This window comes from Bifidobacterium avesanii (assembly GCF_009299475.1).
GTDB classification, from domain to species: Bacteria; Actinomycetota; Actinomycetes; order Actinomycetales; family Bifidobacteriaceae; genus Bifidobacterium; species Bifidobacterium avesanii.
The window spans coordinates 31645-54205 of the sequence record NZ_WBSN01000018.1; the positions used below are offsets into that span (position 1 = coordinate 31645).

A 22561-nucleotide genomic window follows, 5' to 3' on the forward strand; every position below is an offset into this window, starting at 1 on the left:
CCGTGCCGGCCCCAACCGACGCCGGCCGGCACGGCGGGCGGCCGTTTTTCGTGTCCCATCCCTTTGTCTGAAAGGTCCGTCAAGGATGACATCCGTCACTTTGCCTCATAACGAATTCAAGGCCGCCCTCAAGGCCGGCAAGCAGCTCAAGGGCCTGTGGATCGCCATGGGCTCGGCCACGTCCATCGAGATCGCCGCCGAAATCGGATACGACTGGCTGCTCATCGACGGCGAGCACGGTCCGAACGACCTGACCACGATCCTCGACCAGCTGCGCGCCGTGCACGGCTACCCGACCACGCCGATCGTGCGCCCGCCGCACGCCGACCCGGTGCTCGTCAAGCAGGTGCTCGACCTGGGCGCCCAGACGCTGCTGCTGCCGATGATCAACAACCGCGAGGAGGCCGAGCTGATGGTCAAGGCCATCAACTACGCGCCCGAGGGCATCCGCGGCGTGGGCGGCGTGATCGCCCGCTCCGGACGCTGGGGCCTCATCCCGGACTACATGCGCGACGCCAAGAAGGAGCTGTGCCTCATCCTGCAGGTCGAATCGCAGGAGGGCCTCGACAACATCGACGAGATCGCCTCCGTGGAGGGCGTGGACGCGATCTTCATCGGCCCCGCCGACCTGTCCGCCTCGCTCGGCCACCCGGACGACGCCGGCGCGATCCAGGAGCAGGTCAAGTACGCGTTCGACCGCATCAAGGCGCACGGCAAGGCCATCGGCTCGCTCGCGTTCGACCCCGCCACCGCGAAGAAGTACTTCGAGTGGGGCGCGTCGTTCGTGGCCGTCGCCGGCGACACCGACGTGTACGTGCGCGGACTCAAGGCCGAACTCGCCCACTATCAGGACTGAGCGGATCGGAACCGACGGGTCCCGGGCCGGCCTCGTGGCGTTTCATGCCGGAGGCCGGCCCGCCCGTTCGGGGTCCGCTCGACGATCCAAGACGCGAAGGAGCAAGCGATGAACGCCATGAACACGACGACGCCCGTCATTCCCGGCACCCAGACCCTCATGAACGGGCTGGCCGTGCTGCAGGCGGTCGCCGACGGGGCCGCCACGCTCGCGGACGTGGTGGAGGCCACCGGGCTCACTCGGTCCACGGCCCACCGGCTCATTCAGGCGCTGCGCTCCGCACGATATTTGCGCGACACCCTCGAGGGCACGCTCGCGCTCGGCCCGGCGCTCATCGAGCTCGGCTTCCAGGCGCGCGACCAGGTCTCCCTGAGGGCCGTGGCGCGCCCGGTCATGCTCGACCTCGCCGAGGAGGCCAAGGACACCATCCATCTGGCCGTGGAGGACAACGGCGAATGCCTGTACCTCGACAAGATCCACGGCAGCCGCAACGTGGAGATCCGTTCATGGCCCGGCGTGCGCATGCCGCTCACGTACACGGGCATCGGCAAGGCGCTCCTGCTGGACTGCCCCGACCGCTGGGAGGCGCAGTTCCGGGCCGACCGCGAACGCATGGAACGCCAGCCGCAGCACGACTTCTCGTCCACGCACGCGTTCGTGAACGCCATGAGAACCTACGCCGAGCAGGGGTTCGCCTACGACCTCGAGGAGAACGAGCCGGGCATCCGCTGCGTGGCCGCGCCCATCCACGACGCGACCGGCGCGGTGGCCGGCGCGATCTCCGTCTCCGGCATGACGCAGGTGATGCCGCCCCGGCGCATGAAGAGCCTCGGGCCCGTGGTGCGCGCCGCCGCCGACCGCATCAGCGTGGAGCTCGGCGCCCGTCCCGCGCGCTGAGCCGCGGTTCGTTTCGTGCGGATTTGTGCGAGGGCGCTCGGCTTTGTCCGCGTCCGCGGCAAGTGCCGGAAACAGGCGCCCGTCCGCCGCGCCGGCCCGCTAAGGTGGCATGCGTGCCGACGACGGCACGGTAATCCTCGGCACGGTAATCCTCGGCAGGGGCATCTTCGGGAAACGGACGGATCGCCATGAATCTGGCTTTGCAGACGGGCGCGCTCATGCTCGCCATCCTCATGGGCTACGCGGGCAAGCGCATCGGCGTCTTCGGCGGCAGGGACTACAAGCTGCTGCAGACCATCATCTTCAACGTCACCCTGCCGGCCGCGGTCATCCTGTCCTTCGCGAAGAACGACCACGACCTCAGGATGTTCTGGGTGATCCTCCTCGGCTTCCTCGCCGCGTTCGTCCCACTGCTGGCCATCTACTTCGCCGCCCGCCGCGCGCCGGTCAGATCGCGCGGCTTCCAGATGCTCGTCGGCACCACGTTCAACGTCGGCAGCTTCGCCCTGCCCGCCATCACCACGTTCCTCGGCGCCGGCGCGGGCGTGGCGGTGGTCATGTTCGACATCGGCAACGCCATGATGTGCGCGGCGGGCGCCTTGGTGCTCACCAACCTGCTGCTCCACCTCGACCCCAACTGGGACGCCATGACCGGCGGGCAGAGGGCCCGCGTGATCGCGCGCAACTTCTACTCCTCGGTGCCCTTCGACATGTACCTGACCATGATCGTGCTCCTGCTCGCCGGCATCGCCATCCCCGGGCCCGTCGTCACGCTCATCACGCCGTTCGCCAACGCCAACACGTTCCTGTCCATGATCATGGTCGGCATGATGATGGAGGTGCCGCGCGACCGCGACGACTTCCTCGACATGGCCAAGGTGCTCGGCTGGCGCCTGCTCGTGGCCGTGTGCGCCGCGCTCGCCGCATGGTACCTGCTGCCGCTCGCGCCCGAGGTGCGCATGGTGGTGGCGGTCACCGCGTTCGCGCCCATCTCGATCTTCTCCACCAAATACGCCGACGAGACGCTCGACCGCGGCGAGCTCGCCGGATTCAGCCTCACGGTGAGTGCCCTGATCTCGCTCGTCATCATGGCCGGGCTGTGCGCCTGGCTGCCCACGCTGCTGTAAACCGCGCCGCGCGTGGCCGCCGCGTTTCCCGCGTCGCCTTGCTGTGCAAGAATCGGACGTATGCCGAATCAGAAGCAAGCCGTTCCGTCGTCCTCCCAGTCCGCCCAGACCCCGCAGTCCGCGCATGGCCACGGCCGTACCGTGGCCGTCGTGGTGGCCGCCGCGATCGTCGTGATCATCGCGCTCGTCACCGCGTTCATCGCGCCCGGCTGGGCCCTGAAGAAGAACGCCTCGGACGGCGGCGCGGTCGCGCAGGGCACCGAAACCCAAACCACGCAGGCCGCCCCGGCCACGCCCACGATCTCGCCGTCCGCGCTGCCGAGCGACGCGACCGAGCTGCTCAAGGCCATGCCGGACACCGTGCTCAACTTCGCGCGCACCGGCGCCGGCGCCACCTCCACGTGGCAGTCCGCCAAGGTCAAGCCGATCGAGGAGTACACGCTCACGTACTCCACCGGCGACGCCGCCGACGACGTGACCATCGTGACCGCCCAGTGGTCCAAGGCCGACGACGCCAAGACTCAGTACGACGCGCTGGCCTCCGCGCTCACCGGCAAGGAGCTCGCCTCCGGCAACATCAAGGTCTCCGGCTCGAGCACCGGCTCGTACGTGACCAAGGAGGACGCCTCCGATTCGAACAAGGCCGTCTCCGTGTGGCGCAACGACACCGTCGTGTTCCAGGCCACCGGCTCCAAGCAGGCCGTGCAGGACCTCACCAAGAACTTCCCCCTGTGATCTGACCGTTTTTCCCTCGGCGACTGTTCTCTTTCCGTGACCGTTGCGGTGAGGCGTATGGCCGTTGTTGCGAGGTGCGTGACCGTCGTCGTGAGGCGTGTGACCGTCGTATGACCGCTGCGACGGCGCGGATGCTGGCGCGGCGAATCCGCCTCCCGTCGCTTTTGTAAAAAATTACAAAAGTGACGTCCGGAGGGCCCATCCGGAGTCCGTTCCGTAACGGATTTACAGAAGATGCACCGAAGCCGCCCCTGGGATGCCGCTTTTGTAAATCCGCTACAAAACGTGCGGTTTGCATGCCCGTTCGGCGCCAGTTTTGTAACGTTTTTACAGAACGGACGCTTTGGACGCGCTTTCGGCGCGCGTTTTGTAAAACCGTTACAGGACGAGCGCCGGCGGGATGGGCGGCTGGGCAACCCATGGCAACGGAACGCCCGTGCGGGGAGCCCCGAACCTAGTCTGGCCGTAGGCAACGGGGCCGGCGTGCGGCATGAGGCGCCGCCGTGCGGCCCGCGGTTGCAACCCACAGTGCGGTGAACACAGTGCAGTGAACCATGTGACGGCAAGGGAGGAAGCATGCAGCTGGAAGCGGTTGTGGTGGGCGCGAGGTTCGCGGTCATCGAAATGAGGGACGCGGGCATCTGGCGCACCGCGAACCGGTGGCGGGTGCTGGCCAACGGCGAGGAGGTGGCGCGGACCGACCGCGTGGTGACGTATCTCGACGGTCTGGAGCCGGACTGCGAGTACGTGATCCGCTACGAGCCGATCGACGGCGGAGTCGCGGCGGACGACGAGCCGGGCAGCCCTGACCCGGAGGCGCCCGTGTGCACCGAGCCCGTCGAGCTCGCCATCGCCACCGCGCACGAATCGTTCACCCTGAACGTGCGGGACTTCGGCGCGATCGGCGACGGCGTCCACGACGACACCCAGTCGATCATGGCTGCGATCATGGCCGCACCCAAGGACGCCCGCGTGCTCGTGCCCGCCGGCGACTGGCGCATCAAGAACGTGTTCCTCAAGTCGGACGTCACCCTCGAAATCGCCGAGGGCGCCACGCTCAAGGCCCGCATCGACCGCGAGAGCCTCGCCTACCTGCCCGTCACCCAGCAGGGCGCGCCCGGCGACGGCTACCAGGGCACCGGCCAGCTGCCGCTCGGCACGTGGGAGGGCGAGTCGGTCATCCCCATGTTCTGCGGCGTGATCACCGGCATCGGCGTCGAGAACGCCACGGTGTGCGGCCGCGGCACGATCGACGGCTGCGCGAGCTGGGACGAGGGCAACTGGTGGCCCAACCACAAGGACATCCGCATCGCCGCCCGACCGCACATGGTGTTCCTCACGGACTGCGACCGCACCACGTTCGCCGGCGTGACCGTGCGCAACTCGCCGAGCTGGAACTTCCACCCCACGCTGTGCCGCGACTTCACGCTGGCCTGCGTGACCATTGAAAGCCCCAAGGTCTCGCCGAACACCGACGGCTTCGACCCCGAATCCTGCGACGGCGTGCGCGTGGTCGGCACGCACTTCTCCGTGGGCGACGACTGCATCGCCATCAAGTCCGGCAAGATCTCCATGCCGCGCTCCCTGCGCCCGGCCTGCCGCAACATCCTCATCGAGCAGTGCTACATGCACGACGGCCACGGTTCGGTGGTCCTCGGCTCCGAGGCGTCCGGCGGCATCGAGGACCTCACCGTGCGCGACTGCCTGTTCGAGCGCACCGACCGCGGCCTGCGCATCAAGTCCCGGCGCGGGCGCGGCAAGGACTCCGTGTACCGCAACATCCGCTTCGAGCACATCCGCATGGACGAGGTGCTCACGCCGTTCGTGGTCAACTCGTTCTACTTCTGCGACCCGGACGGCAGGACCGACTACGTGCAGAGCCGCGAGCCGCTGCCGGTGGACGACCGCACGCCCAAGGTGGAGTCGCTCGAATTCCGCGACATCGAGGCGCTGAACTGCCACGCCGCCGCCACGTGGATCACCGGTCTGCCGGAAAGCAAGGTGGGACGGCTTGAATTCCATAACATCCACGTCACGTTCTCCCCGAACGCCGAGCCGAGCGAGCCGGCCATGGCCTGCTACGTGGAGCCGATGGCGAGGCAGGGCATCATCGCGCAGAACGTGGGGACGCTCGTGCTCGACGACGTGCGCGTGGAGGGCCAGGACGGCGACGAGCTGCAGCTGACCAACGTGGACAGGGTGGTGCGCCAATGAGCGGGGAAACCACGCCGGCGGTGCTCGCCGTCGCCAAGGACGGCTCCGCCGGGTTCGCCACGATCGGCGCGGCGATCGACCATCTCATGAGCCTCGACGACGGGCTCGCCCCCGCCGAAATCCGCGTCGCGCCGGGGGAGTACCGCGAGCGGCTCGTCATCCGCCGCCCGAACCTCACCATCACGGCGGCGGGCGGCCCCCGGTCCGCGCGCATCGTCTTCGGCCTCGGAGGACGCATGCCGTCCCCGGACGGGCAGGGCGGCAAGCTCGGCACCTTCCGCACCGCCACCGTGCTCGTGGACGCGCACGACGTGACGCTGAGGGGCCTCGCGATCGAAAACGATGCCGGCGACGGGCGCGAGGTCGGCCAGGCGATCGCCCTGTACGCGGACGGCGACCGGATCGTCGTGGACGACTGCGCGCTGCTCGGGCGTCAGGACACGCTGTTCACCGGCCCGCTGCCGCCCAAGGAGATCGAACCGTTCGGCTTCCTCGGCCCCAAGCGGCTCGCCCCGCGCACGGTGGGCCGCCAGCTGTACCGTCGCTGCCTGATCGCGGGCGACGTGGACTTCATCTTCGGGTCGGCGCGCGCCTACTTCGAGGAGTGCGAGATCCGCTCGCTCGACCGCGGCGAGGAGATCAACGGCTACGCGACCGCCGCTTCCACGCCCGAGGGCGAGCCGTACGGCTACGTGTTCGACCGCTGCCGGTTCACCACGGATCCGGCCGCCCCGGCGGCCCCCGACTCGGTGTACCTGGGCCGTCCGTGGCGTGATTGGGCGCAGGTGGCGCTCGTGGACTGCGAGCTCGGCGCGCACATCCGCGTGGAGGGGTGGAACGACTGGGGCAAGGCGGCCGCGCGGTGCCATTCCCGGTTCGAGGCGCTGGACCCGACCGGCCCCGGCTCGGCGCCGATGGCGTGGCCGCGCTGGACGCACACCCTGCCCGAATCCGAACGGGACCGCCTCTCAAGGGGGCACGTGCTCGGGTTCTGATCCGGGTTTTCCCGGACCCTGCGATGCAACCCATGCCAACAGGCGGGCGTTTCGCCGCGGCGGTGTGCGATCATGGTACCGAACCATGACCGGCCGCACCGCCGCGGCGCAGCGTATCACGAAGGAGTCAGACGCATGGGCAGTTCCCGCATCATCGATACGTATGTACACCAGCTCATCGAGACCAGCACGCCCGAAGCCCCCGCCTGGAACATCGAGAAGATCCGCGCCGGCAAGCCGAACACGTGGAACTACATCGACGGCTGCATGATCAAGGCCCTGCTCGACCTCAACGACATCACCGGCAACGACGCCTACCTCGACTTCGCCGACCGGTTCATCGACCACTTCGTGCGTGAGGACGGCTCCATCGCCTCCTACGACCCCGCCGAGTACAACCTCGACAACGTGAACGCCGGCAAGACCCTCTACCAGCTCTACGCCATCACCGAAAAGCCCAAGTACCGCAGGGCCATGGACACCATCCGCGGCCAGCTCGAGCACCAGCCGCGCACCATCGAGGGCAATTTCTGGCACAAGCTCATCTACCCCAACCAGGTGTGGCTCGACGGCCTGTACATGGCCCAGCCGTTCTACATGCAGTACGAGCTGAACTTCCGCGACGGCAGGGGCTGCGCCGACAGCCTCCACCAGTTCGAAAGCGTGCGCGAGCACATGCGGGACGAACGCAACGGGCTCTACTACCACGCCTACGACTCGTCGCGTTCCGAATTCTGGTGCGACCCGGTCACGGGCCTGTCGAACTGCTTCTGGCTCAGGGCGGAGGGCTGGTTCGCCATGGCGCTCGTCGACACGTGGGAGATCCTGCCCGCGTCCATGAGCGGCGAACGCGACGCGCTGCGCCGCATGTTCCGCGAGCTCGTCGACGCGATGCTGCCCTACCGGGACGCCCAAACCGGCATGTGGCGCCAGGTGATCAACCTGCCGAACATCGCGCCGAACTACCAGGAGACCTCCGGCTCGGCGATCTTCGCGTACGCGATCATGAAGGGCGCCCGGCTCGGCGCGCTGCCGGCGCGTTACTTCGACATCGGCCTGAAGGCCTACCATGGGATCTGCGACACTCAGCTCAACGAGGAGGACGGACGCCTGACGCTCGGCAACATCTGCCTCGTGGCCGGTCTGGGCAACGCCACGCACCGGGAGGGCACGTTCGACTACTACATGCGCGAGCCGATCGTGCGCAACGACGCGAAGGGCGTGGCCCCGCTGGTGCTGGCCTACGTCGAAGTGCTGCGCAACGAGCGCCGCGCAACCGCAAGCGAAGGGGAGTAAACCGATGATCGTCACCAACAACGGACTGCACGCCAGCGTCTCGGACACCAAGATCACCCTGTTCTGGGATCAGGGCTACGCCGAAACGCCGCAGTCCATCTACCGCATCCGATTCGACGGCTCCGAGGCCGCCAAGGTGGACCGCACGCACGTCACCTTCCTCGACCTCACGCCGGACACCTCCTACGACTTCGCCGTGTGCATGAGCGAGGAGGGCGAATACGGCGACTTCGAGCCGATGCTCGCCGGCACGTTCCGCACGCTGCCCGCCAAGCGCGAGATCGACGTGACCGCCGCGCCCTACCACGCGGTCGGCGACGGGAGGACCATGAACACCTCGGCCCTCCAGCAGGCGCTCGACGACTGCGGGCCGGACGAGCGCGTGGTCGTCCCCGCCGGCACGTTCCTCACCGGCGCGCTGTACATGCACTCGGACAGCGAGCTCAAGGTGCTGCGAGGCGGCGTGGTCCAGGGGTCCGCGGATCCGGCCGACTACGAGCCGCGCGTGTGGACGCGCTTCGAGGGCACGGAATGCGAATGCTACGCGAGCCTGATCAACGTGGGCGCGCTCGACCACGACGGCGGCTACACCACGAGCAACGTGACCATCACCGGCGAGGGGTCCATCCTCGGCGGCGGCGCGGAGCTCATGCGCCGCACGATCGACCTGCAGCGCGAGCTCATGAAGGACGAGCTCGCCGCCATGGCCGACTACATCGCCACCTGCGAGAACGAGGACACCATCCCGGCGCGCGTGCGCGGCCGCCTCATCAACGTGGCCAACGCGCGGAACGTGGAGATCTCCGGGCTCACGGTGGGCCAGTCGCCCAGCTGGAACGTGCAGCTCATCTACTCGGACACCATCGCCACGTACGGCTGCTCGTTCACGTCCGCCGGCGTGTGGAACGGCGACGGCTGGGACCCGGACTCGTCCACGAACTGCTGGCTGTTCGACTCCCGGTTCGACACCGGCGACGACATGGTCGCCATCAAGTCGGGCAAGAACCCCGAGGGCAACGCCATCGCGCGCCCCACCAGGCACGTGCGCGTCTTCGACTGCGTGTCCACGCACGGGCACGGCATCGCCATCGGTTCGGAGATGAGCGGCGGCGTGGAGGACGTCAAGGTGTGGGACGTGGACATCTCCCACGCCCGGTTCGGCTTCCAGATCAAGGGCACGCCCAAGCGCGGCGGCTACGTGCGCGACGTGACCGTGCGCGACTGCGACGTCGCCGCGATCAACATCAGCGCCGTGCCGTACAACGACGACGGCGAGCCCGGCCCCGACCAGCCGGTGTTCGAGAAGATCGCCTTCGAGCGCGTGCATGCGCTCGGCCGCTTCTGGGGCGACGAGCACGACGCCGACCCGCTTCACGCGGTGCCCGCGATCCTGATCCAGGGCTTCGACAAGCCCGGCCACGAGGTGCGCGACGTGACGTTCCGTGACGTGACGCTCGGCGGGGTGGAACACGGCTCGGGCACGGTGGAGCTTTCGCGCGCGCAGGGCATCCGCTTCGAGAACCTCAAGGCGCTGTAGCGAAGGCCCTGAAGAACGGCCATGAAACAATGGCGGCCGGCCGCGGAATCGTCACCCGCGGCCGGCCGCTCATTGCGTTTTCCGGATCGTCGTGCCTCCGGTCGTCACGCCTCCGCCGCAAGCTGCACGTCGCGCATGGTCAGATCCACGACGTCGGAGGACCGGATGGCCTCGCCGGCCGTCAGGTACACCGAATCGAGCGCGATGCCGCGCAGCGGCTCCTCCGGCAGGCCCCTGAACTCCAGCGCGGTCGCGGCGCCGGAGCCGGTGACGTGCCGCAGCGTCACGCGGCGCAGGGCGCTCGGCGCCGCGTTTTTCGGCTCCACGGTGCTCGACGGGTAGAACATGTTGAAGCTCACCGCCTCGTACTTGACGGCCTTGATCGTGAGGTTCTCGAAGAGCGCGTCCTCGACGTAGCCGCCGCGCCCGCGCATCGACTTGATGCGGATGCCGCGCTCCACCGCCACCAGCGAGCAGTCGTGCGCGTACACGTTCCTCACCCCGCCGGACACCATCGAGCCGATCGAGATGCCGCCGTGCCCGCCCAGCATGGTGCAGTGGCTGATCTCCACGTTCTCGCACGGGCGGTTCACCCTCCATCCGTCCTCGTTGAGCCCGGCGTCGATGGCGATGCAGTCGTCGCCGGTGTTGAACCGGCATCCCTCGATGAGCACGTTGCGGCACGAATCCGGGTTGCAGCCGTCCGTGTTCGGGCCGATCGAGTTGATGCGCACACCGCGCACGATCAGGTCCTCGCAGTACACCGGGTGGATGGTCCACATCGGGCCCTCCTCCAGCGTCACGCCTTCGACGAGCGCGTTGCGGCAGTTCACGAACTGCACGAACGACGGGCGCAGCGCGTCTTGCTCGGTGCCGAACACGCGCTCGTCCACCGGAGTCCCGGCCACGGCGAGGTCGTACAGGCGCTGGGAGCCGGCCTTCTGCGCCTGCTTCCAGTCCCACCACTCCATGCCGTTGCCCATGAGCGTGCCGGATCCGGTAAGCGCCACGTCGTGGCAGTCCCGCGCGTAGACGAGCGGCGAGTAGTTCCAGCACTCCGTGCCCTCCCAGCGCGTGAACACCGCCGGCAGGTAGTCGGCCGGCTTGGGGGAGAACTCGATCGTCGCGCCCGCCTCCACATGCAGCTCGACGTTGCTCCTCAGGTGGATCGGGCCCGAAAGCCAGTGCCCCTCGGGCACCGTGACCCGTCCGCCGCCGCGCTGCGCGCAGTAGTCCACCGCCTCCTGAATCGTCGGATAGCGGGAGATCGAGACCTCGCGCGACGGGATGTCCGGCTCCCTGATGGCCAGAATGGCGCTGTGTACGTCGGCGGCGATGTTGCTCATGTGCGGTGCTCCTTGTGCGTGCTTCATCGGACGATGCGGTCGCCGTCCATCGTAGGCGCCGCGCCTGAACGTTGCCATAATTGTTGCCGCGGCGTGCATCCCCGCGTGCCCCGGCCCGGCCGCGGCGCCGCGTTCCGCGCGCATTCTGCAATGCGTGGCAACAAACGGCCGCGGGGGTCTTGACAGTCCCTACCATTGATGCTATGAGCGCAATGAAGCAGAACACCACCGTCAACGACAACTGCGCGGAGCTCCGCCCCGGAGTGGCCGCGACCACCGGGTTCATCCCCACCTGCGGCGACAACGGCGTGGCCGCCAAGCACGACTACATCGCGGAGATCCCGGAGAAGACCGGCCTCGACACCATCTTCCTCGCCCCCGGCGATATGGTGTGCGTGGCCGCCCGCCCGATCAAGGCCGGCGAGACCGTGACCGTCGAGGGCCACGAGCCGCTCACCGTCCTCAACGACGTGCCGCGCGGCCACAAGATCGCCCTCGAGGACATCCCCGAAGGCACCAACGTCGTCAAGTACGGCTTCGCCATCGGCCGCGCCAAGCAGGACATCAAAAAGGGCGAGTGGGTCCACACCCACAACATCCGCACCAACCTCGGCGCGAACCTCGAATACACCTACGAGCCCACCGACGACACCGTCAAGCCCGGCCGGCCCACCACCACGTTCATGGGCTACCGCCGCGCCAACGGCAAGGTCGGCATCCGCAACGACCTGTACATCGTGCCCACCGTCGGCTGCATCGACGGCCTGTGCGACACCATGGCCCGCGCCTTCCGCGCCCTGCACCCCGACTGCGGCAACTTCGACTCCGTGATCGTGGCCCGCCACCCCTACGGCTGCTCCCAGCTCGGCGGCGACCTCGTCTGGACGCAGAACACCCTGCGCGGCATCGCCGAGCACCCCAACGCGGGCGGCGTGCTGCTCGTCGGCCTCGGCTGCGAGAACAACCAGATGTCCCTCATGAAGGAGGGCATGCACGAGTATGTGCCCGAGCGCACCCGCTTCATGATCTGCCAGGAGATGGAGGACGAGTTCGAAACCGCCGCCGACCTGCTCGAGGAGCTCAACGACGCCGCCGCGAACGACGTGCGCGAGCCCATCCCCATGAGCGAGCTCAAGGTTGGCGTGGAATGCGGCGGCTCCGACGGCATGAGCGGCATCACCGCCAACCCGCTCGTCGGCCGCTTCGCCGAGTGGGTCGTCTCCCAGGGCGGCTCCGTCATCCTCTCCGAAGTGCCCGAGATGTTCGGCGCGGAGACCGTCCTCATGTCCCAGGCGCGCGACGAGGGCGTGTTCCACGACGTCGTCCGCCTCATCAACAAGTTCAAGGACCACTTCCGCAAGTACGGCGAGATCATCTCCGACAACCCCTCCCCGGGCAACAAGGCCGGCGGCATCACCACCCTCGAGGACAAGTCCCTCGGCTGCATCCGCAAGGGCGGCAAGTGCGAGGTCGAGGACGTCCTGTGGTACGGCGAGCGTCTGCGCCGCAACGGCATGAGCCTCATGGAGACCCCCGGCAACGACATGGTCTCCACCACGGCCATGGCCTCCGCCGGCTGCCAGATCGTCCTGTTCACCACCGGCCGCGGCACCCCGTTCGGTTGCTTCGTGCCCACCCTCAAGATCGCCACGAACACGCCGCTCGCCACCAAGAAGCACCGCTGGATCGACTTCAACGCCGGCCGCCTGCTCGACGAGCCCGCCGCCGCGGTGGACGAGGACTTCCGCAAGCTCGTCCTCGAGACCGTCAACGGCGCCCGCGCCAACAACGAGCGCAACGCGATGCAGGGCGTGACCATCTTCAAGGACGGCCCGACCGAGTAGCGCCTTCCCCGCGCCTCCGTCCCGCGCTTCCCCTCCGCTTCCTCCGCCTTTCGCATCCGCAAACGTTCCAATCTGCGCGCCCCAATGCGCAAGTTGGAACGTTTGCCGCGTTTTGGGGCTCTTTATGGGCGCGATTCCACGTCATTCGTTCCAACCTGTTCCGCGGGGCGCGCGGGTTGGAACGAATGACGGAACGGACGACGGGGCGAACGATGCGGAATGCGGCGGGGAGGGGAGCCGACGGCGGAATCGGCGCGGCCATCCTCGCCCCGGCGTACTCTGGAATGCAGCATTGGCGGCGCCGCATCGCCGGCCCGTCGCACCGGAACGTATTTGAGGAGGAAACCATGCCATACGTCGTCGCACAGCCCTGCGTGGACGTCCGAGACAAGGCCTGCGTGGACGAGTGCCCCGTGGACTGCATCTACGAGGGCAAACGCTCGCTGTACATCAATCCGAACGAGTGCGTGGACTGCGGCGCCTGCGAGCCCGTGTGCCCCACCGAGGCCATCTTCTACGAGGACGACCTGCCGGAGGAGTGGGCTTGGTACAAGGACGCGGCCGTCGAGTTCTTCGAGGAGGTCGGCGATCTGGGCGGCGCCTCCGCGGCCGGTCCGATCGGCAAGGACCCCAAGCAGGTCGAGGAGCTTCCCCCGCAGAATCAGGCCTGATTCCCGGCTCTCTGACTCTTCCGCACTGATTGCATATGGGATTCCACGCCTTTTCGTCCCCCTATGACTGGGGCCGCATCGCCGAATTCAAGGCCACGGCCGCCCGCGTGCCCGGCGGCATGGCCGACTTGTCCGTCGGTTCCCCCGTCGACCCCGTGCCGCAGTCGGTCGTCGACGCGCTCGTCGCCTCGGCCGACGCGCCGAACGCCCACGGCTACCCGGTCACGGCCGGCACCAAGGAGCTCAAGGACGCCATGGCGTATTGGTTCCGCCATCTGCGCGGCGTGGACCTCGATGCGGTGGGCGCCCGGGCCGTCCCCACCGTCGGCTCCAAGGAGGGCGTGGCGCTCATGGCGTCGCTGCTGCACCTGGGGGAGGGCGACGTGGTGGTCCAGCCGCGCGTCTCCTATCCGACGTACGAAATCGGCACGCAGATCGCCGGCGCGCGCGTGCTCAAGGTGGACGACGTCGCCGACGTTTCCTCGTGGGAGCATGAGCCCGGCGTGAGGGCCGTGTGGGTGAATTCGCCGTGCAATCCCTCGGGCGAGGTGCTGTCCGCGGCGCAGCTGGCCGGCATCGTGGCCGCCGCGCGCCGCATCGGGGCCGTGGTGCTGTCCGACGAATGCTACGCGCTCATGGACTGGCGCGGCACGGACGCCTCCACGGCCGTGGAATCCAACGAACCCGTCGCGGCGCAGGCCTATTGCCTGACTGCCACGCCGTGCGCGCTGAGCCCGCAGGTGTGCGGCGGATCCGCGGACGGCGTGCTCGTGCTGTACTCGCTCAGCAAGCAGTCCAACATGGCCGGCTACCGCACCGCGCTCGTCGCCGGCGATGCCGGACTCGTCGCGGAAATGTCGGACTACCGCAAGCAGATCGGGCAGATCATCCCCGGCCCGGTGCAGGCCGCCATGGCCGCCGGGCTGCGCGACGTGTCCGCCGTGCACGCCCAGCACGAGTGCTACCGCCGCAGGCTGTCCACGCTCGTCGAGGCGTTGCGCGCCTATGGCTACGACGCCGCCATGCCCGAAGGCGCCCTGTATGTGTGGGTGCGTGCCCTGTCCGGCGATTGCTGGAAGGACATGGCGTCCCTGGCCCGCCTTGGCGTGGTGCCGAGCCCGGGCGAATTCTACGCCGCACCGGAATATCTGCGCTTCGCCGCCACCGCCACCGACGCCGTCATCGACCTCGCCGCCGAGCGACTGCGTCAGGCCGGCTCCGAGCGCTGAGCTTGGCTCTGCCGGCTCGGGGCGCGGCTTCGGTCCCGCAGCTGCCGGTCGCTCTTGGTCGCCGCCCGCTCAGCGGATGCCGTCGATCGTCGCGGCGTAGGCGTTGCGCACCTTGGACGACAGTGGCGCGAGCCCCACGCCGGCGGCCGCCTTCTGCCCGGCGTCGCTGGTGACGTACAGCAGCCACTGCTTCATGAACTCGCCGGTGGAGGAGTCCTGATAGGCGGAGCAGCCCACCATGTAGTCGATGGTGATGAGCGGGTATGCGGCGGCGTCGGTGACGCCGAACGCCACGTCGAACGCGCTTGACGGATCGGCGCTGCCGCCGTTGCCCTTGTTGGCCGCATCGAAGGAGATGTCGGCCATGCGCGAGGCGGCCTGCGGTGAATAGGGAACGGCCGTGGATCCCTGCATCAGCCGCACGGTGGACATGGACGAGCCTTGGGCCGACGACCGCTGCACATAGCCGATCGCGCCGTCCTGCTGGTCGACGGCGCTGACCACGCCGCTTGCGCCCTTGAGCTGATGCGCGGTCGCGGCGGGCCATGACTCGGACGGCTGATACGGCCATGCGTCCGGGGTCGCCTTGGCAAGGTACTGCGAGAGCAGCAGGGTCGAGCTGGACTTGTCGGCGCGGGCCACGACGGTGATCGGCGTGCTCGGCAGATTCACGTGCGGATTGTCCGCCGCGATGGCGGCGTCGTTCCACGTGGTGATGGTCCCCGACAGAATGCCCGCGAGCGTTTTGACGGACAGATTGAGTGGCTCGCCGTTCAGCGCGTCGAGACGGTATGGGATGAGGATCGGATCGACCGACACCGGCACGGCGATCGGTTCGCCGGCGGAACAGACCGATCGTGCGCCGTCCATCTGCTCGCCGGACGGCGCGCGATCGGTCGTCGCCCAAGTGAGGGCGCCTGTGGAGAACGATGCGAGGCCAGCGCCTGTGCCGGTGGGATTGTAGGCTATGCGCGCGTTCGGGCGTTTCGACGTGAACCCGTATATCCATGACTGGGCGGCGTATTGCATTGACGCGCTTCCGGCGCCGCTGAAGTCGCCGGACACGTCCGGCATGCCGTCGAGCTGGTCGTCGTCCGACAGGTTCATGGCATCGGACGCGGACGCGCCGGATGCGGCGGACGACGGAGTGGATGCGCCGCCTTGCGTGGCCGACGAGCTTGGCGAGCCCGATGCGGTCGTCGTGGCCTGCGCCACCGCGACCGGCTGCTGCGCGGGGAACGGCCACCATCGGTTGCGCCAGGCCAGCCCGCCGTAGACGGTCGACGCGATGAGCGCCGCCGCGGCGCATGAAGCCACCGCTACGGTGGCCGTATGATTGCCGCGGCGCTTTGCCGGCGCGGGTACGGGAACGGGCTGCGGGCCCTGACGTGATGGGTCGGATGGTGCGGCGGGGAATGATGAGGACGCGGTGAGTGGCTGCGTGTTGGGAGACGGTGCTGATGCCGTTGCGGGAGCGGGCGTGGCGGGAATGGGTGTTGCCGGTGTGGGCGTCGCGACTGGCTGCACGTCCGTGCGTTGCGCGGGGTTCGGCTCGGCCAGGGTTTGCGGTGCGCCGCAGTATGGGCAGAATTTCGCATCGGCCGTGATCCGGTTGCCGCATTGCGTGCAGAATGCCATCATCATCTTTCCCCCGTCCGTTGCTGGAAAACCGATGCTACGGGGGCTGTCCCCGCGGAACCGACCACCATTGCATCGGAACGGCGCTCGCCGCCGCTACCATCAAGTATACGGGGGTGTTTGTTGCCTGAATCGGCGCATGCGCGGCGTCGGCGTGGTTCATGTGCTCTCATGTTGCTGGGCTGGTGGCACCATTCAGGCCCATGTATACGGCCTTTTGACATGGTGCTCGTCGAGGTTTGCGTAGATAAAACGATTGACGTTTTCGTATTGTGCCGGAAGTCGTGTGAGTCGCGTTCTCGGGGCTGCATATTTCCGATTTGTGCGGTGGATTTCTCCGTCATCCTCGGTATCGTCACCGTGATTCCGCGGAATTGCAAGAGCCTATATGCGGGATGCCGGCGATTTCCACCGCACAAATCGAAAGTACGCGGTACGTAGCCGGTCTAGAGACCGAGGCTCGCCGCCTTGCTGCCGAATTTGCGCCGCACGGCGTCGAGCGCCTGCTCGGCCTGGCTCATGCGCGCCGGTTTGGTGCCGCCGGCGCCTTCATGGGCGTGCTCGTCCAGCAGATCATCGAGCGACGGCTGCACCACCGTCTTGTCCGCCTCCGTCAGGCCGCTGGCGCTCACGCCCGCCAACCGCACCAGCTTCGGCAGCGTTTCGTCGTAAGACGTCCCGACCGTTCCCCGCGTCCCGTCCGCCGTGCCCGTCATGCCCAGCATGGCGCGCAGCAGCCGCATCGCCTCCGGTAGCATGGCGCTGGCCGTGTCGAACGGCTTCTCCAACGTGCAGGCGCGCGTCTGATAGCTCAGGTCCGCGAAGCGCAGCTTCACCGTGAGCGTGCGGGCCATGAAACCCTTTCCACGCAGCGTCCGCGCCACGTCGTCGCATGCCCAGCGCAGCAGGTCGTGCACCTTGCGCATCGATCTCGTGTCCTCGCTGAACGTGCGCTCGGCGCCGACCGACTTCTCCGGCGTATACGGCGTGACCGGTCGGTCGTCAACGCCCCGCGCCGCCAGCCACAACCCGTGCGCCAGGGTCGCGGAGCCGCATGCCCGCGCCAATGCGGTTTCGTCCGTCGCGGCCAAGTCCGCCACCGAGTTGATGCCCCAGCCGTTGAGACGCTTCTCCAGCGCCGGTCCGATGCCGGGAATGCCGCGCAACGGCATCATCTGCACGAATTCGGCGTGTCTGGCCAGCGGAATCACCAGCATGCCGTCCGGTTTGGCGTTCGTGGAGGCCATCTTCGCCACGAGCTTGTTGCCCGCCACGCCCACCGAACAGGTCACGTGGAACCGCCGCGCCACCTCGCCACGAATCCACGCGCCGATCGCGCTCGGGGAATGCCACTGGGTGAGCGCCGCGGACACGTCCATGTAGCCCTCGTCCACGGACACCTTCTCGATGCGGTCTGTCACCCGCTCGAACACCTCGGTGAAGATGCGGTGCGACTGCTCGCGGTAGTAACGCATGTCCACCGGCAGGAAAACGCCGTTCGGGCAGAGCTGCCGCGCCCGGGCCGAGGCCATCGCCGAATTGACGCCGTACCGCCGGGCCTCGTAGCTCGCCGCGGAGACGACCGACCGCGCGCCCGTGCCGATGATCACCGGCTTGCCCTTGAGCTCCGGGTGGCGGGCCACCTCCAGCGAAGCGTAGAACGCGTCCATGTCGATGTGCAGCACCGTGCAGCCGGTCTCGTCGTGACCCCAATCCCGTTTGGCGGCTGCAAGTCTTGGTGCGGTGCTCATGTTCCCATGGTAGACCGCGATCTCGCCGCCCGCCGCGTTTTCGACCGTTCCGGGGAGTAGCGTGGGATGCCATGTGGAGAGAAATGAAGCGGCTGGTCGTCATGGTGCTCAGCCGGGTCCCCGTGTTCCTGCTCGTGCTCGGCGAAGCGCTGGTGATGTACGCGGCCACGCTGGTCGCCAAGCAGGCGTTCACGCAGCTCGACCCCCTGTACGCGGTGTGGTACCGCGTCGGATTCTGCGCGCTGCTCATGCTGCTGTGGCGCCGGCCGTGGCTCGCCTCGAAGCGCAACCGGCTGCCCCGCGGGCGCGCCGCATGGGCGGTGGTCGTCGGCTGCGGCCTGTCCCTGGCGCTGATGAACACCATGTACTACGTGGCCATCAGCAACATGAACGTGGGCGTGGCCACGGCCATCGAGTTCATCGGCCCGCTGTCGGTCGCGGTGATCGCCGGACGCTCATGGCGCGAGCGCGTGGGTATCGTCGTCGCGGCGGCCGGCGTGCTCACTCTGGCCGGCATGTCGCTCGCCCAGCCGAGCGGCGGCACGTTCCTGGTCGGTTTGATCGCCATTCTGATCGGCGGCTCGATGTGGGGCGTGTACATCGTGCTCGGACGCAGGGTGGCGGCCGGCGGCACGCCGCTCGACTGGCTGAGCCTGAGCATGCTCATCGGCTGGGCCGTGCAGTCGCTGTTCCTCGCCGTGCCCGCCGTGCGCGAGACCGTGCATCCCAAGGCCGAGGCCACTTGGGCCGCGCAGCCCGGCGGGGGCTGGCTGCTCGTCGGCCTGCTGCTGGTGGTGGCCGTGTGCGCGTCGTTCCTGCCGTACATCGTCGACCAGTTCATCATGCGGCGCACCACGTCCGGCGCGTTTTCCGTCATGCAGTCAGTCAACCCCGCCGTGGCGTCGATGATCGGACTTGTTTTCGGCGAAATTCCAACGGTTTGGGACATCGTGGGCATTCTTTTGGTAATTTTCGCCGTAATAATTACCTTCTCCGGCGATTCTAATCCGGCATAGGTGCTATAGTGGTCCCTCGTTGCGCATTCTTCGCATGAAGATTCGTGACTGGAGTGATGCCTGAGTGGCCGAAAGGGGCACCCTGCTAAGGTGTTAACTGCGTTTAAGCGGTTCGAGGGTTCGAATCCCTCTCACTCCGCCGGCAAGGGATTCACGGGAAACCGTGAATCCCTTTTTTCATGCCGGTGCCATGCCGGCCCGCCGCGCGTCCGGAGCCGCCGTGATCGACTCGCGGGTGGCGTAGTCGGCGGAAGTGTGTATTATTGGGAAAGTTGCAACTTTTCTACTAGTAGAGATCGGAGGCTGAACGATGGGTTCCGTCATCAAGAAGCGCCGCAAGCGGATGAGCAAGAAGAAGCACCGCAAACTGCTGCGTAAGACTCGTCACCAGCGCAAGTAGTCTTGCCGCTGAACATTCAGCGAGAGTAAAACGAAGCCCCGCGGATCCGTTCGGATCGCGGGGCTTTTCGCATGCCAAGCGCCAATCTCTTCGCATGGTTTGGCGGCGTCCATGTCGCGTAAAGCCATGCGCACGACGCGCCGGAAGGGCAGACCGGGGGATCGATGAAATCCCCGGCTTGCGCCGGCCCGCCGCGCGCACGCTCATTCGCGCACGCCCATGCGGCGGAGACTCACTTGTTGGAGTTGGTCATCACGCGCGGGCCGTTCGGATCGCCCACGATCACCTTGTCCACCATGTTGAGGAACAGGCCGTGCTCCACGACGCCCACCGTGTTGATGAGGTCGTCGGCCAGCGCCTGCGGATGGTCGATGCGGCCGAGGTGCAGGTCCACCACGTAGTTGTTCTCGTCGGTGCGCACCGGCTCGCCCTCAGCGGTCAGGCGCAGCACCGGCTTGTAGCCCTTGGCCTCGAAGCGCTTGATCACGTGTCCGGCGCCGAACGGGATGACCTCGACGGGCAGCGGGAACGCGCCGATGGTGTCCACGACTTTGGACTCGTCCACGATCCAGACGATCTTGTTGGAGTTGGTGGCCACGATCTTCTCCCACAGCAGGGCCGCGCCGCCGCCCTTGATGCCGTTGAAGTTCTTGTCCACCTCGTCGGCGCCGTCGATGGTCACGTCGATGTGATCCACGTCGTCGATGTCGACGATCTTGATGCCGTAGCCCTCGGCCTGCTCCTGCGTGCGGCGGGAGGTGGTCACGCCCGTGAACTGCAGGCCTTCCTCCTGCACGCGGCGGCCGAGCTCGTCAACCAGGAATCGGACGGTGGAGCCGGTGCCAAGACCGGCGATCATGCCGTCGGTCACGAGCTTGGCGGCTTCGATGCCGGCCGCCTTCTTCAGTGCATCCTGCTGTGCCTTATCCATGTGCATCTCCTTCAAAGATACGGTGAATCTATGCTTCCCAGTGTAGTGCGCGCGCGGATTTTGGACCGTGCCCGTGCGGCCGTCCGCGGCCCGTCAGCGCTCGCGGACGGAGGTGAGGCGGAACGCGGCGGCCGCAAGGTCGATCGTGCCGTCGGCGGCGATGGGGGCGTCGATCGTGATCGTGCCGGTGACGCGCAGATCCTTGCCCGCCCACCGCGGGCTGTTCGAGGGCGGCGGCGTGATGCGGATCGTGCCGGACGCGGTCAGACCCGTGGCTGCGGGTTGCGCTGGCTGGACAGGCTGTGCGGGTTGCGCCGCCGCTGCGGTCCGGCCCGTTCCGGTTTGTGGAATGACTGCCTGATTCCGGAATGCGGACGTCCCGCCATCTGCACTGCCGTCCATATCGTCGTGCGTCGCGCCGTGCGTGGCGTCCGCATCCTTTGCATTCTCCGTGCGTCCGTGCGTTTCGGTCGCGTGGTTCGCCGCCGGGACGATGTCCGGCACGCCTTCCGGCTCGGTCAGCAGATCCGCGACCGATCGGCGCGCCGGGGTCATGTCATGCGCCGCGATCGCATCGTCCGGTTTGGCCAGCGTCCGCGGATCCGCCTTGCCGTCGAGCACCAGCTGCACGTCCGGCGGCACGTCGAGGCCGCGCGCGTATTCGGAGGCGATCAGCGACCGCCAGCCTTCGATCGGCAGGTATCCGTCCCGCGCGCCCGACCGGCAGTCCCCGGCGTACGTGCGCGCCAGCTCGTCCACCAGCTCGTTGCCCGCGTTGCCGGCGTGCCCCTTGACCCAGACGAATTTCACGGGCCCCGGACGTCTGGAAATCTCGGCGTCGATGGCCCTGATGAGCTCCGCGTTCTTCACCGGCTTCTTCTGCGCGTTCTTCCAGCCGTTCTTCTTCCAGCCCCGCACCCATTTGGTCGAGCAGTTGATCGCGTACTGGGAATCGGTTTCGATGGTCAGCGGCTGCGGGCCGGGATGGGTGCGCAGGGCCTGAAGCACCGCGCACAGTTCGCCGATCTGGTTGGTGCCGTTCGTGGCGCCGCCGGCGTCGTAGCCGTGCGCGTCATGTTCATGGCCGGGCTCGCCGCCGTCGCCCGCGTGCTGCGCGTGGTCGGCCCAGGCCCAGCCCATGGGGCCGTTGGGGTTGCCGAGGGCGGACCCATCCGTGGATACCACTATGGTCACTGTTCAACTCCTTGCTTGGCTGCGTTCCTTCGGCTACGAGAGCGCCTTCATCAGCGAGGCGACGTGTCCCTTGGCGCGGACGTTGTAGCGCGCGATGGCGATGGTGCCGTCCGGATCGATGACGAACGTCGACCGGATGACGCCGATGTGCGTCTTGCCGTACAGTTTCTTCTCGCCGTATGCGCCGTAGCTTTTGTGCACGGTCAGGTCCTCGTCGGACAGCAGCGGGAACGTCAGATGGTCGCGCTCGGCGAATCGGTGCAGTTTCGCGATCGGATCCTTGGAGACGCCCAGCACGGTCAGTCCCATGCCCTCAAGACGCGCGAGGTTGTCGCGGAAGTCGCATGCCTCGGTGGTGCATCCGGGCGTCATGGCGGCCGGATAGAAGTACAGCACGACGCGCCTGCCCTGGGAAAGCACGTCGTCCAGCGTGATCGTGGATTCGCCGCCGTCCGGCATGGCCGCGGGGAGAGAGAATCCGGGGGCGGCCTGCCCGGGTTGCAGCCGGCCGGGGATAGGCGACGGCGAAGCGTCGGTGTTGATGTTGTTGGTCATGCTGACCATGGTATGCCGAAATGCCCGTGCGCGGCCGCGAAGGTATATGACGGGTGAACGGTGATGGAACGTCCGGCTGAATGTATGCGACATGCCGATGAAGAGTCGTCCTGCGTTACATGCGGTCGGGTTTTTGGGGTTTAGACTGGTGGTGCGTGTGATGGTTCGCGTGTTTTCGACACGCCGAGGGAACCGCGTGATGTCGCGGGTTCCGGGGTCTTTCGCGCCCTGCGGGTTGCGCGGGTGGGCGGGGTCGTGTATGTTTATCTCTTGCTGCCCGGCAGGGTGGCCCGCCTCCTTCGGTGGTGCGCGGGTTGGTTTTGCCGGTG

19 protein-coding genes, 1 tRNA gene and 1 pseudogene are annotated in these 22561 nt (G+C 67.6%); 14 read left to right on the forward strand and 7 right to left on the reverse strand.

Annotated elements, in window-relative coordinates:
* The first annotated feature begins 85 nt into the window (after positions 1–85).
* The 8 genes from DSM100685_RS08705 to DSM100685_RS08740 all read left to right on the forward strand — a co-directional run bounded on the left by DSM100685_RS08705 (position 86) and on the right by DSM100685_RS08740 (position 9657).
* Positions 86–856 (forward strand): HpcH/HpaI aldolase family protein, encoded by a 771-nt coding sequence (locus DSM100685_RS08705; protein WP_152350955.1) that lies wholly within the window; start codon positions 86–88, stop codon positions 854–856.
* A 108-nt stretch (positions 857–964) separates the two neighbouring features.
* Positions 965–1753 carry an IclR family transcriptional regulator gene (locus DSM100685_RS08710; protein WP_204314360.1) on the forward strand — a complete coding sequence of 263 codons (789 nt, stop codon included), beginning with the start codon at positions 965–967 and terminating at the stop codon, positions 1751–1753.
* Between the two features lie 188 nt (positions 1754–1941).
* The gene (locus DSM100685_RS08715; RefSeq protein WP_152350956.1) at positions 1942–2880 is read left to right on the forward strand and encodes an AEC family transporter; all 939 of its coding nucleotides are present in this window, start codon (positions 1942–1944) and stop codon (positions 2878–2880) included.
* A 60-nt stretch (positions 2881–2940) separates the two neighbouring features.
* The gene (locus tag DSM100685_RS08720) at positions 2941–3615 is read left to right on the forward strand and encodes a hypothetical protein (protein ID WP_163201105.1); all 675 of its coding nucleotides are present in this window, start codon (positions 2941–2943) and stop codon (positions 3613–3615) included.
* A 576-nt stretch (positions 3616–4191) separates the two neighbouring features.
* Positions 4192–5829, forward strand: coding sequence for a glycoside hydrolase family 28 protein (locus tag DSM100685_RS08725; RefSeq protein WP_152350957.1), 1638 nt, complete (start codon positions 4192–4194; stop codon positions 5827–5829).
* The gene (locus DSM100685_RS08730; RefSeq protein ID WP_152350958.1) at positions 5826–6824 is read left to right on the forward strand and encodes a pectinesterase family protein; all 999 of its coding nucleotides are present in this window, start codon (positions 5826–5828) and stop codon (positions 6822–6824) included. The genes DSM100685_RS08725 and DSM100685_RS08730 overlap by 4 nt, the downstream gene beginning before the upstream one ends.
* Positions 6825–6959: 135 nt before the next feature.
* A complete protein-coding gene (locus DSM100685_RS08735) occupies positions 6960–8120 on the forward strand; it encodes a glycoside hydrolase family 88/105 protein (RefSeq protein WP_152350959.1) in 1161 nt (386 codons plus the stop codon).
* Positions 8121–8124: 4 nt separating this feature from the next.
* A complete protein-coding gene (locus DSM100685_RS08740; RefSeq protein ID WP_152350960.1) occupies positions 8125–9657 on the forward strand; it encodes a glycoside hydrolase family 28 protein in 1533 nt (510 codons plus the stop codon).
* 104 nt (positions 9658–9761) lie between these two features.
* Here the strand turns inward: DSM100685_RS08740 and DSM100685_RS08745 are convergent, their stop codons facing one another.
* Positions 9762–11003: a glycoside hydrolase family 28 protein gene (locus tag DSM100685_RS08745; protein ID WP_163201107.1), complete on the reverse strand. Its 1242-nt coding sequence runs from the start codon at positions 11001–11003 to the stop codon at positions 9762–9764.
* A 203-nt stretch (positions 11004–11206) separates the two neighbouring features.
* Here DSM100685_RS08745 and DSM100685_RS08750 point away from each other — a divergent pair, with 203 nt between their 5' ends.
* From DSM100685_RS08750 to dapC, 3 genes are all read left to right on the forward strand, one after another.
* On the forward strand, positions 11207–12847 hold the full coding sequence (locus tag DSM100685_RS08750; RefSeq protein ID WP_239512733.1) for a UxaA family hydrolase: 1641 nt from the start codon (positions 11207–11209) through the stop codon (positions 12845–12847).
* Between the two features lie 347 nt (positions 12848–13194).
* A complete protein-coding gene (fdxA, locus tag DSM100685_RS08755) occupies positions 13195–13518 on the forward strand; it encodes a ferredoxin (RefSeq protein WP_152350962.1) in 324 nt (107 codons plus the stop codon).
* Positions 13519–13553: 35 nt separating this feature from the next.
* Complete coding sequence (gene dapC / locus DSM100685_RS08760) at positions 13554–14747, forward strand: succinyldiaminopimelate transaminase (protein WP_152350963.1); 1194 nt, start codon at positions 13554–13556, stop codon at positions 14745–14747.
* A gap of 69 nt (positions 14748–14816) precedes the next feature.
* Here the strand turns inward: dapC and DSM100685_RS08765 are convergent, their stop codons facing one another.
* The 3 genes and pseudogenes from DSM100685_RS08765 to dinB form a co-directional block, all read right to left on the reverse strand.
* On the reverse strand, positions 14817–16064 hold the full coding sequence (locus tag DSM100685_RS08765) for a phosphate ABC transporter substrate-binding protein PstS (RefSeq protein ID WP_204314361.1): 1248 nt from the start codon (positions 16062–16064) through the stop codon (positions 14817–14819).
* Between the two features lie 255 nt (positions 16065–16319).
* Positions 16320–16391 (reverse strand): annotated as a pseudogene (locus DSM100685_RS11215) (zinc-ribbon domain-containing protein); the annotation flags it as partial.
* A gap of 440 nt (positions 16392–16831) precedes the next feature.
* Entirely contained in the window at positions 16832–18136 is a 1305-nt protein-coding gene (dinB, locus tag DSM100685_RS08770) for a DNA polymerase IV (protein ID WP_152350965.1), read from the reverse strand.
* Between the two features lie 83 nt (positions 18137–18219).
* On the opposite strand from dinB, the gene DSM100685_RS08775 reads away from it, so the two are divergent.
* From DSM100685_RS08775 to DSM100685_RS08785, 3 genes are all read left to right on the forward strand, one after another.
* Complete coding sequence (locus DSM100685_RS08775) at positions 18220–19152, forward strand: EamA family transporter (protein WP_152350973.1); 933 nt, start codon at positions 18220–18222, stop codon at positions 19150–19152.
* 50 nt (positions 19153–19202) lie between these two features.
* Positions 19203–19291: transfer RNA gene (locus DSM100685_RS08780), tRNA-Ser, on the forward strand.
* A gap of 171 nt (positions 19292–19462) precedes the next feature.
* Positions 19463–19552, forward strand: coding sequence for a 30S ribosomal protein bS22 (locus DSM100685_RS08785; protein WP_004268639.1), 90 nt, complete (start codon positions 19463–19465; stop codon positions 19550–19552).
* Positions 19553–19784: 232 nt separating this feature from the next.
* Here DSM100685_RS08785 and rpiA read toward each other — a convergent pair whose 3' ends face one another.
* The 3 genes from rpiA to bcp all read right to left on the reverse strand — a co-directional run bounded on the left by rpiA (position 19785) and on the right by bcp (position 22241).
* Complete coding sequence (gene rpiA / locus DSM100685_RS08790; RefSeq protein WP_152350966.1) at positions 19785–20483, reverse strand: ribose-5-phosphate isomerase RpiA; 699 nt, start codon at positions 20481–20483, stop codon at positions 19785–19787.
* Between the two features lie 93 nt (positions 20484–20576).
* A complete protein-coding gene (locus tag DSM100685_RS08795) occupies positions 20577–21677 on the reverse strand; it encodes a ribonuclease H family protein (protein ID WP_152350967.1) in 1101 nt (366 codons plus the stop codon).
* A gap of 33 nt (positions 21678–21710) precedes the next feature.
* Positions 21711–22241 (reverse strand): thioredoxin-dependent thiol peroxidase, encoded by a 531-nt coding sequence (gene bcp / locus DSM100685_RS08800; protein ID WP_163201109.1) that lies wholly within the window; start codon positions 22239–22241, stop codon positions 21711–21713.
* Positions 22242–22561 lie beyond the last annotated feature (320 nt).

What these genes read in the sequence shown, in the direction of transcription:
- DSM100685_RS08705 (WP_152350955.1), top strand. Translation starts at nt 86, where the DNA reads ATGACATCCGTCACTTTGCCTCATAACGAATTCAAGGCCGCCCTCAAG.
- DSM100685_RS08710 (WP_204314360.1), top strand. Translation starts at nt 965, where the DNA reads ATGAACGCCATGAACACGACGACGCCCGTCATTCCCGGCACCCAGACC.
- DSM100685_RS08715 (WP_152350956.1), top strand. Translation starts at nt 1,942, where the DNA reads ATGAATCTGGCTTTGCAGACGGGCGCGCTCATGCTCGCCATCCTCATG.
- DSM100685_RS08720 (WP_163201105.1), top strand. Translation starts at nt 2,941, where the DNA reads ATGCCGAATCAGAAGCAAGCCGTTCCGTCGTCCTCCCAGTCCGCCCAG.
- DSM100685_RS08725 (WP_152350957.1), top strand. Translation starts at nt 4,192, where the DNA reads ATGCAGCTGGAAGCGGTTGTGGTGGGCGCGAGGTTCGCGGTCATCGAA.
- DSM100685_RS08730 (WP_152350958.1), top strand. Translation starts at nt 5,826, where the DNA reads ATGAGCGGGGAAACCACGCCGGCGGTGCTCGCCGTCGCCAAGGACGGC.
- DSM100685_RS08735 (WP_152350959.1), top strand. Translation starts at nt 6,960, where the DNA reads ATGGGCAGTTCCCGCATCATCGATACGTATGTACACCAGCTCATCGAG.
- DSM100685_RS08740 (WP_152350960.1), top strand. Translation starts at nt 8,125, where the DNA reads ATGATCGTCACCAACAACGGACTGCACGCCAGCGTCTCGGACACCAAG.
- DSM100685_RS08745 (WP_163201107.1), bottom strand. Translation starts at nt 11,003, where the DNA reads ATGAGCAACATCGCCGCCGACGTACACAGCGCCATTCTGGCCATCAGG.
- DSM100685_RS08750 (WP_239512733.1), top strand. Translation starts at nt 11,207, where the DNA reads ATGAGCGCAATGAAGCAGAACACCACCGTCAACGACAACTGCGCGGAG.
- fdxA (WP_152350962.1), top strand. Translation starts at nt 13,195, where the DNA reads ATGCCATACGTCGTCGCACAGCCCTGCGTGGACGTCCGAGACAAGGCC.
- dapC (WP_152350963.1), top strand. Translation starts at nt 13,554, where the DNA reads ATGGGATTCCACGCCTTTTCGTCCCCCTATGACTGGGGCCGCATCGCC.
- dinB (WP_152350965.1), bottom strand. Translation starts at nt 18,136, where the DNA reads ATGAGCACCGCACCAAGACTTGCAGCCGCCAAACGGGATTGGGGTCAC.
- DSM100685_RS08775 (WP_152350973.1), top strand. Translation starts at nt 18,220, where the DNA reads ATGAAGCGGCTGGTCGTCATGGTGCTCAGCCGGGTCCCCGTGTTCCTG.
- DSM100685_RS08785 (WP_004268639.1), top strand. Translation starts at nt 19,463, where the DNA reads ATGGGTTCCGTCATCAAGAAGCGCCGCAAGCGGATGAGCAAGAAGAAG.
- rpiA (WP_152350966.1), bottom strand. Translation starts at nt 20,483, where the DNA reads ATGGATAAGGCACAGCAGGATGCACTGAAGAAGGCGGCCGGCATCGAA.
- bcp (WP_163201109.1), bottom strand. Translation starts at nt 22,241, where the DNA reads ATGGTCAGCATGACCAACAACATCAACACCGACGCTTCGCCGTCGCCT.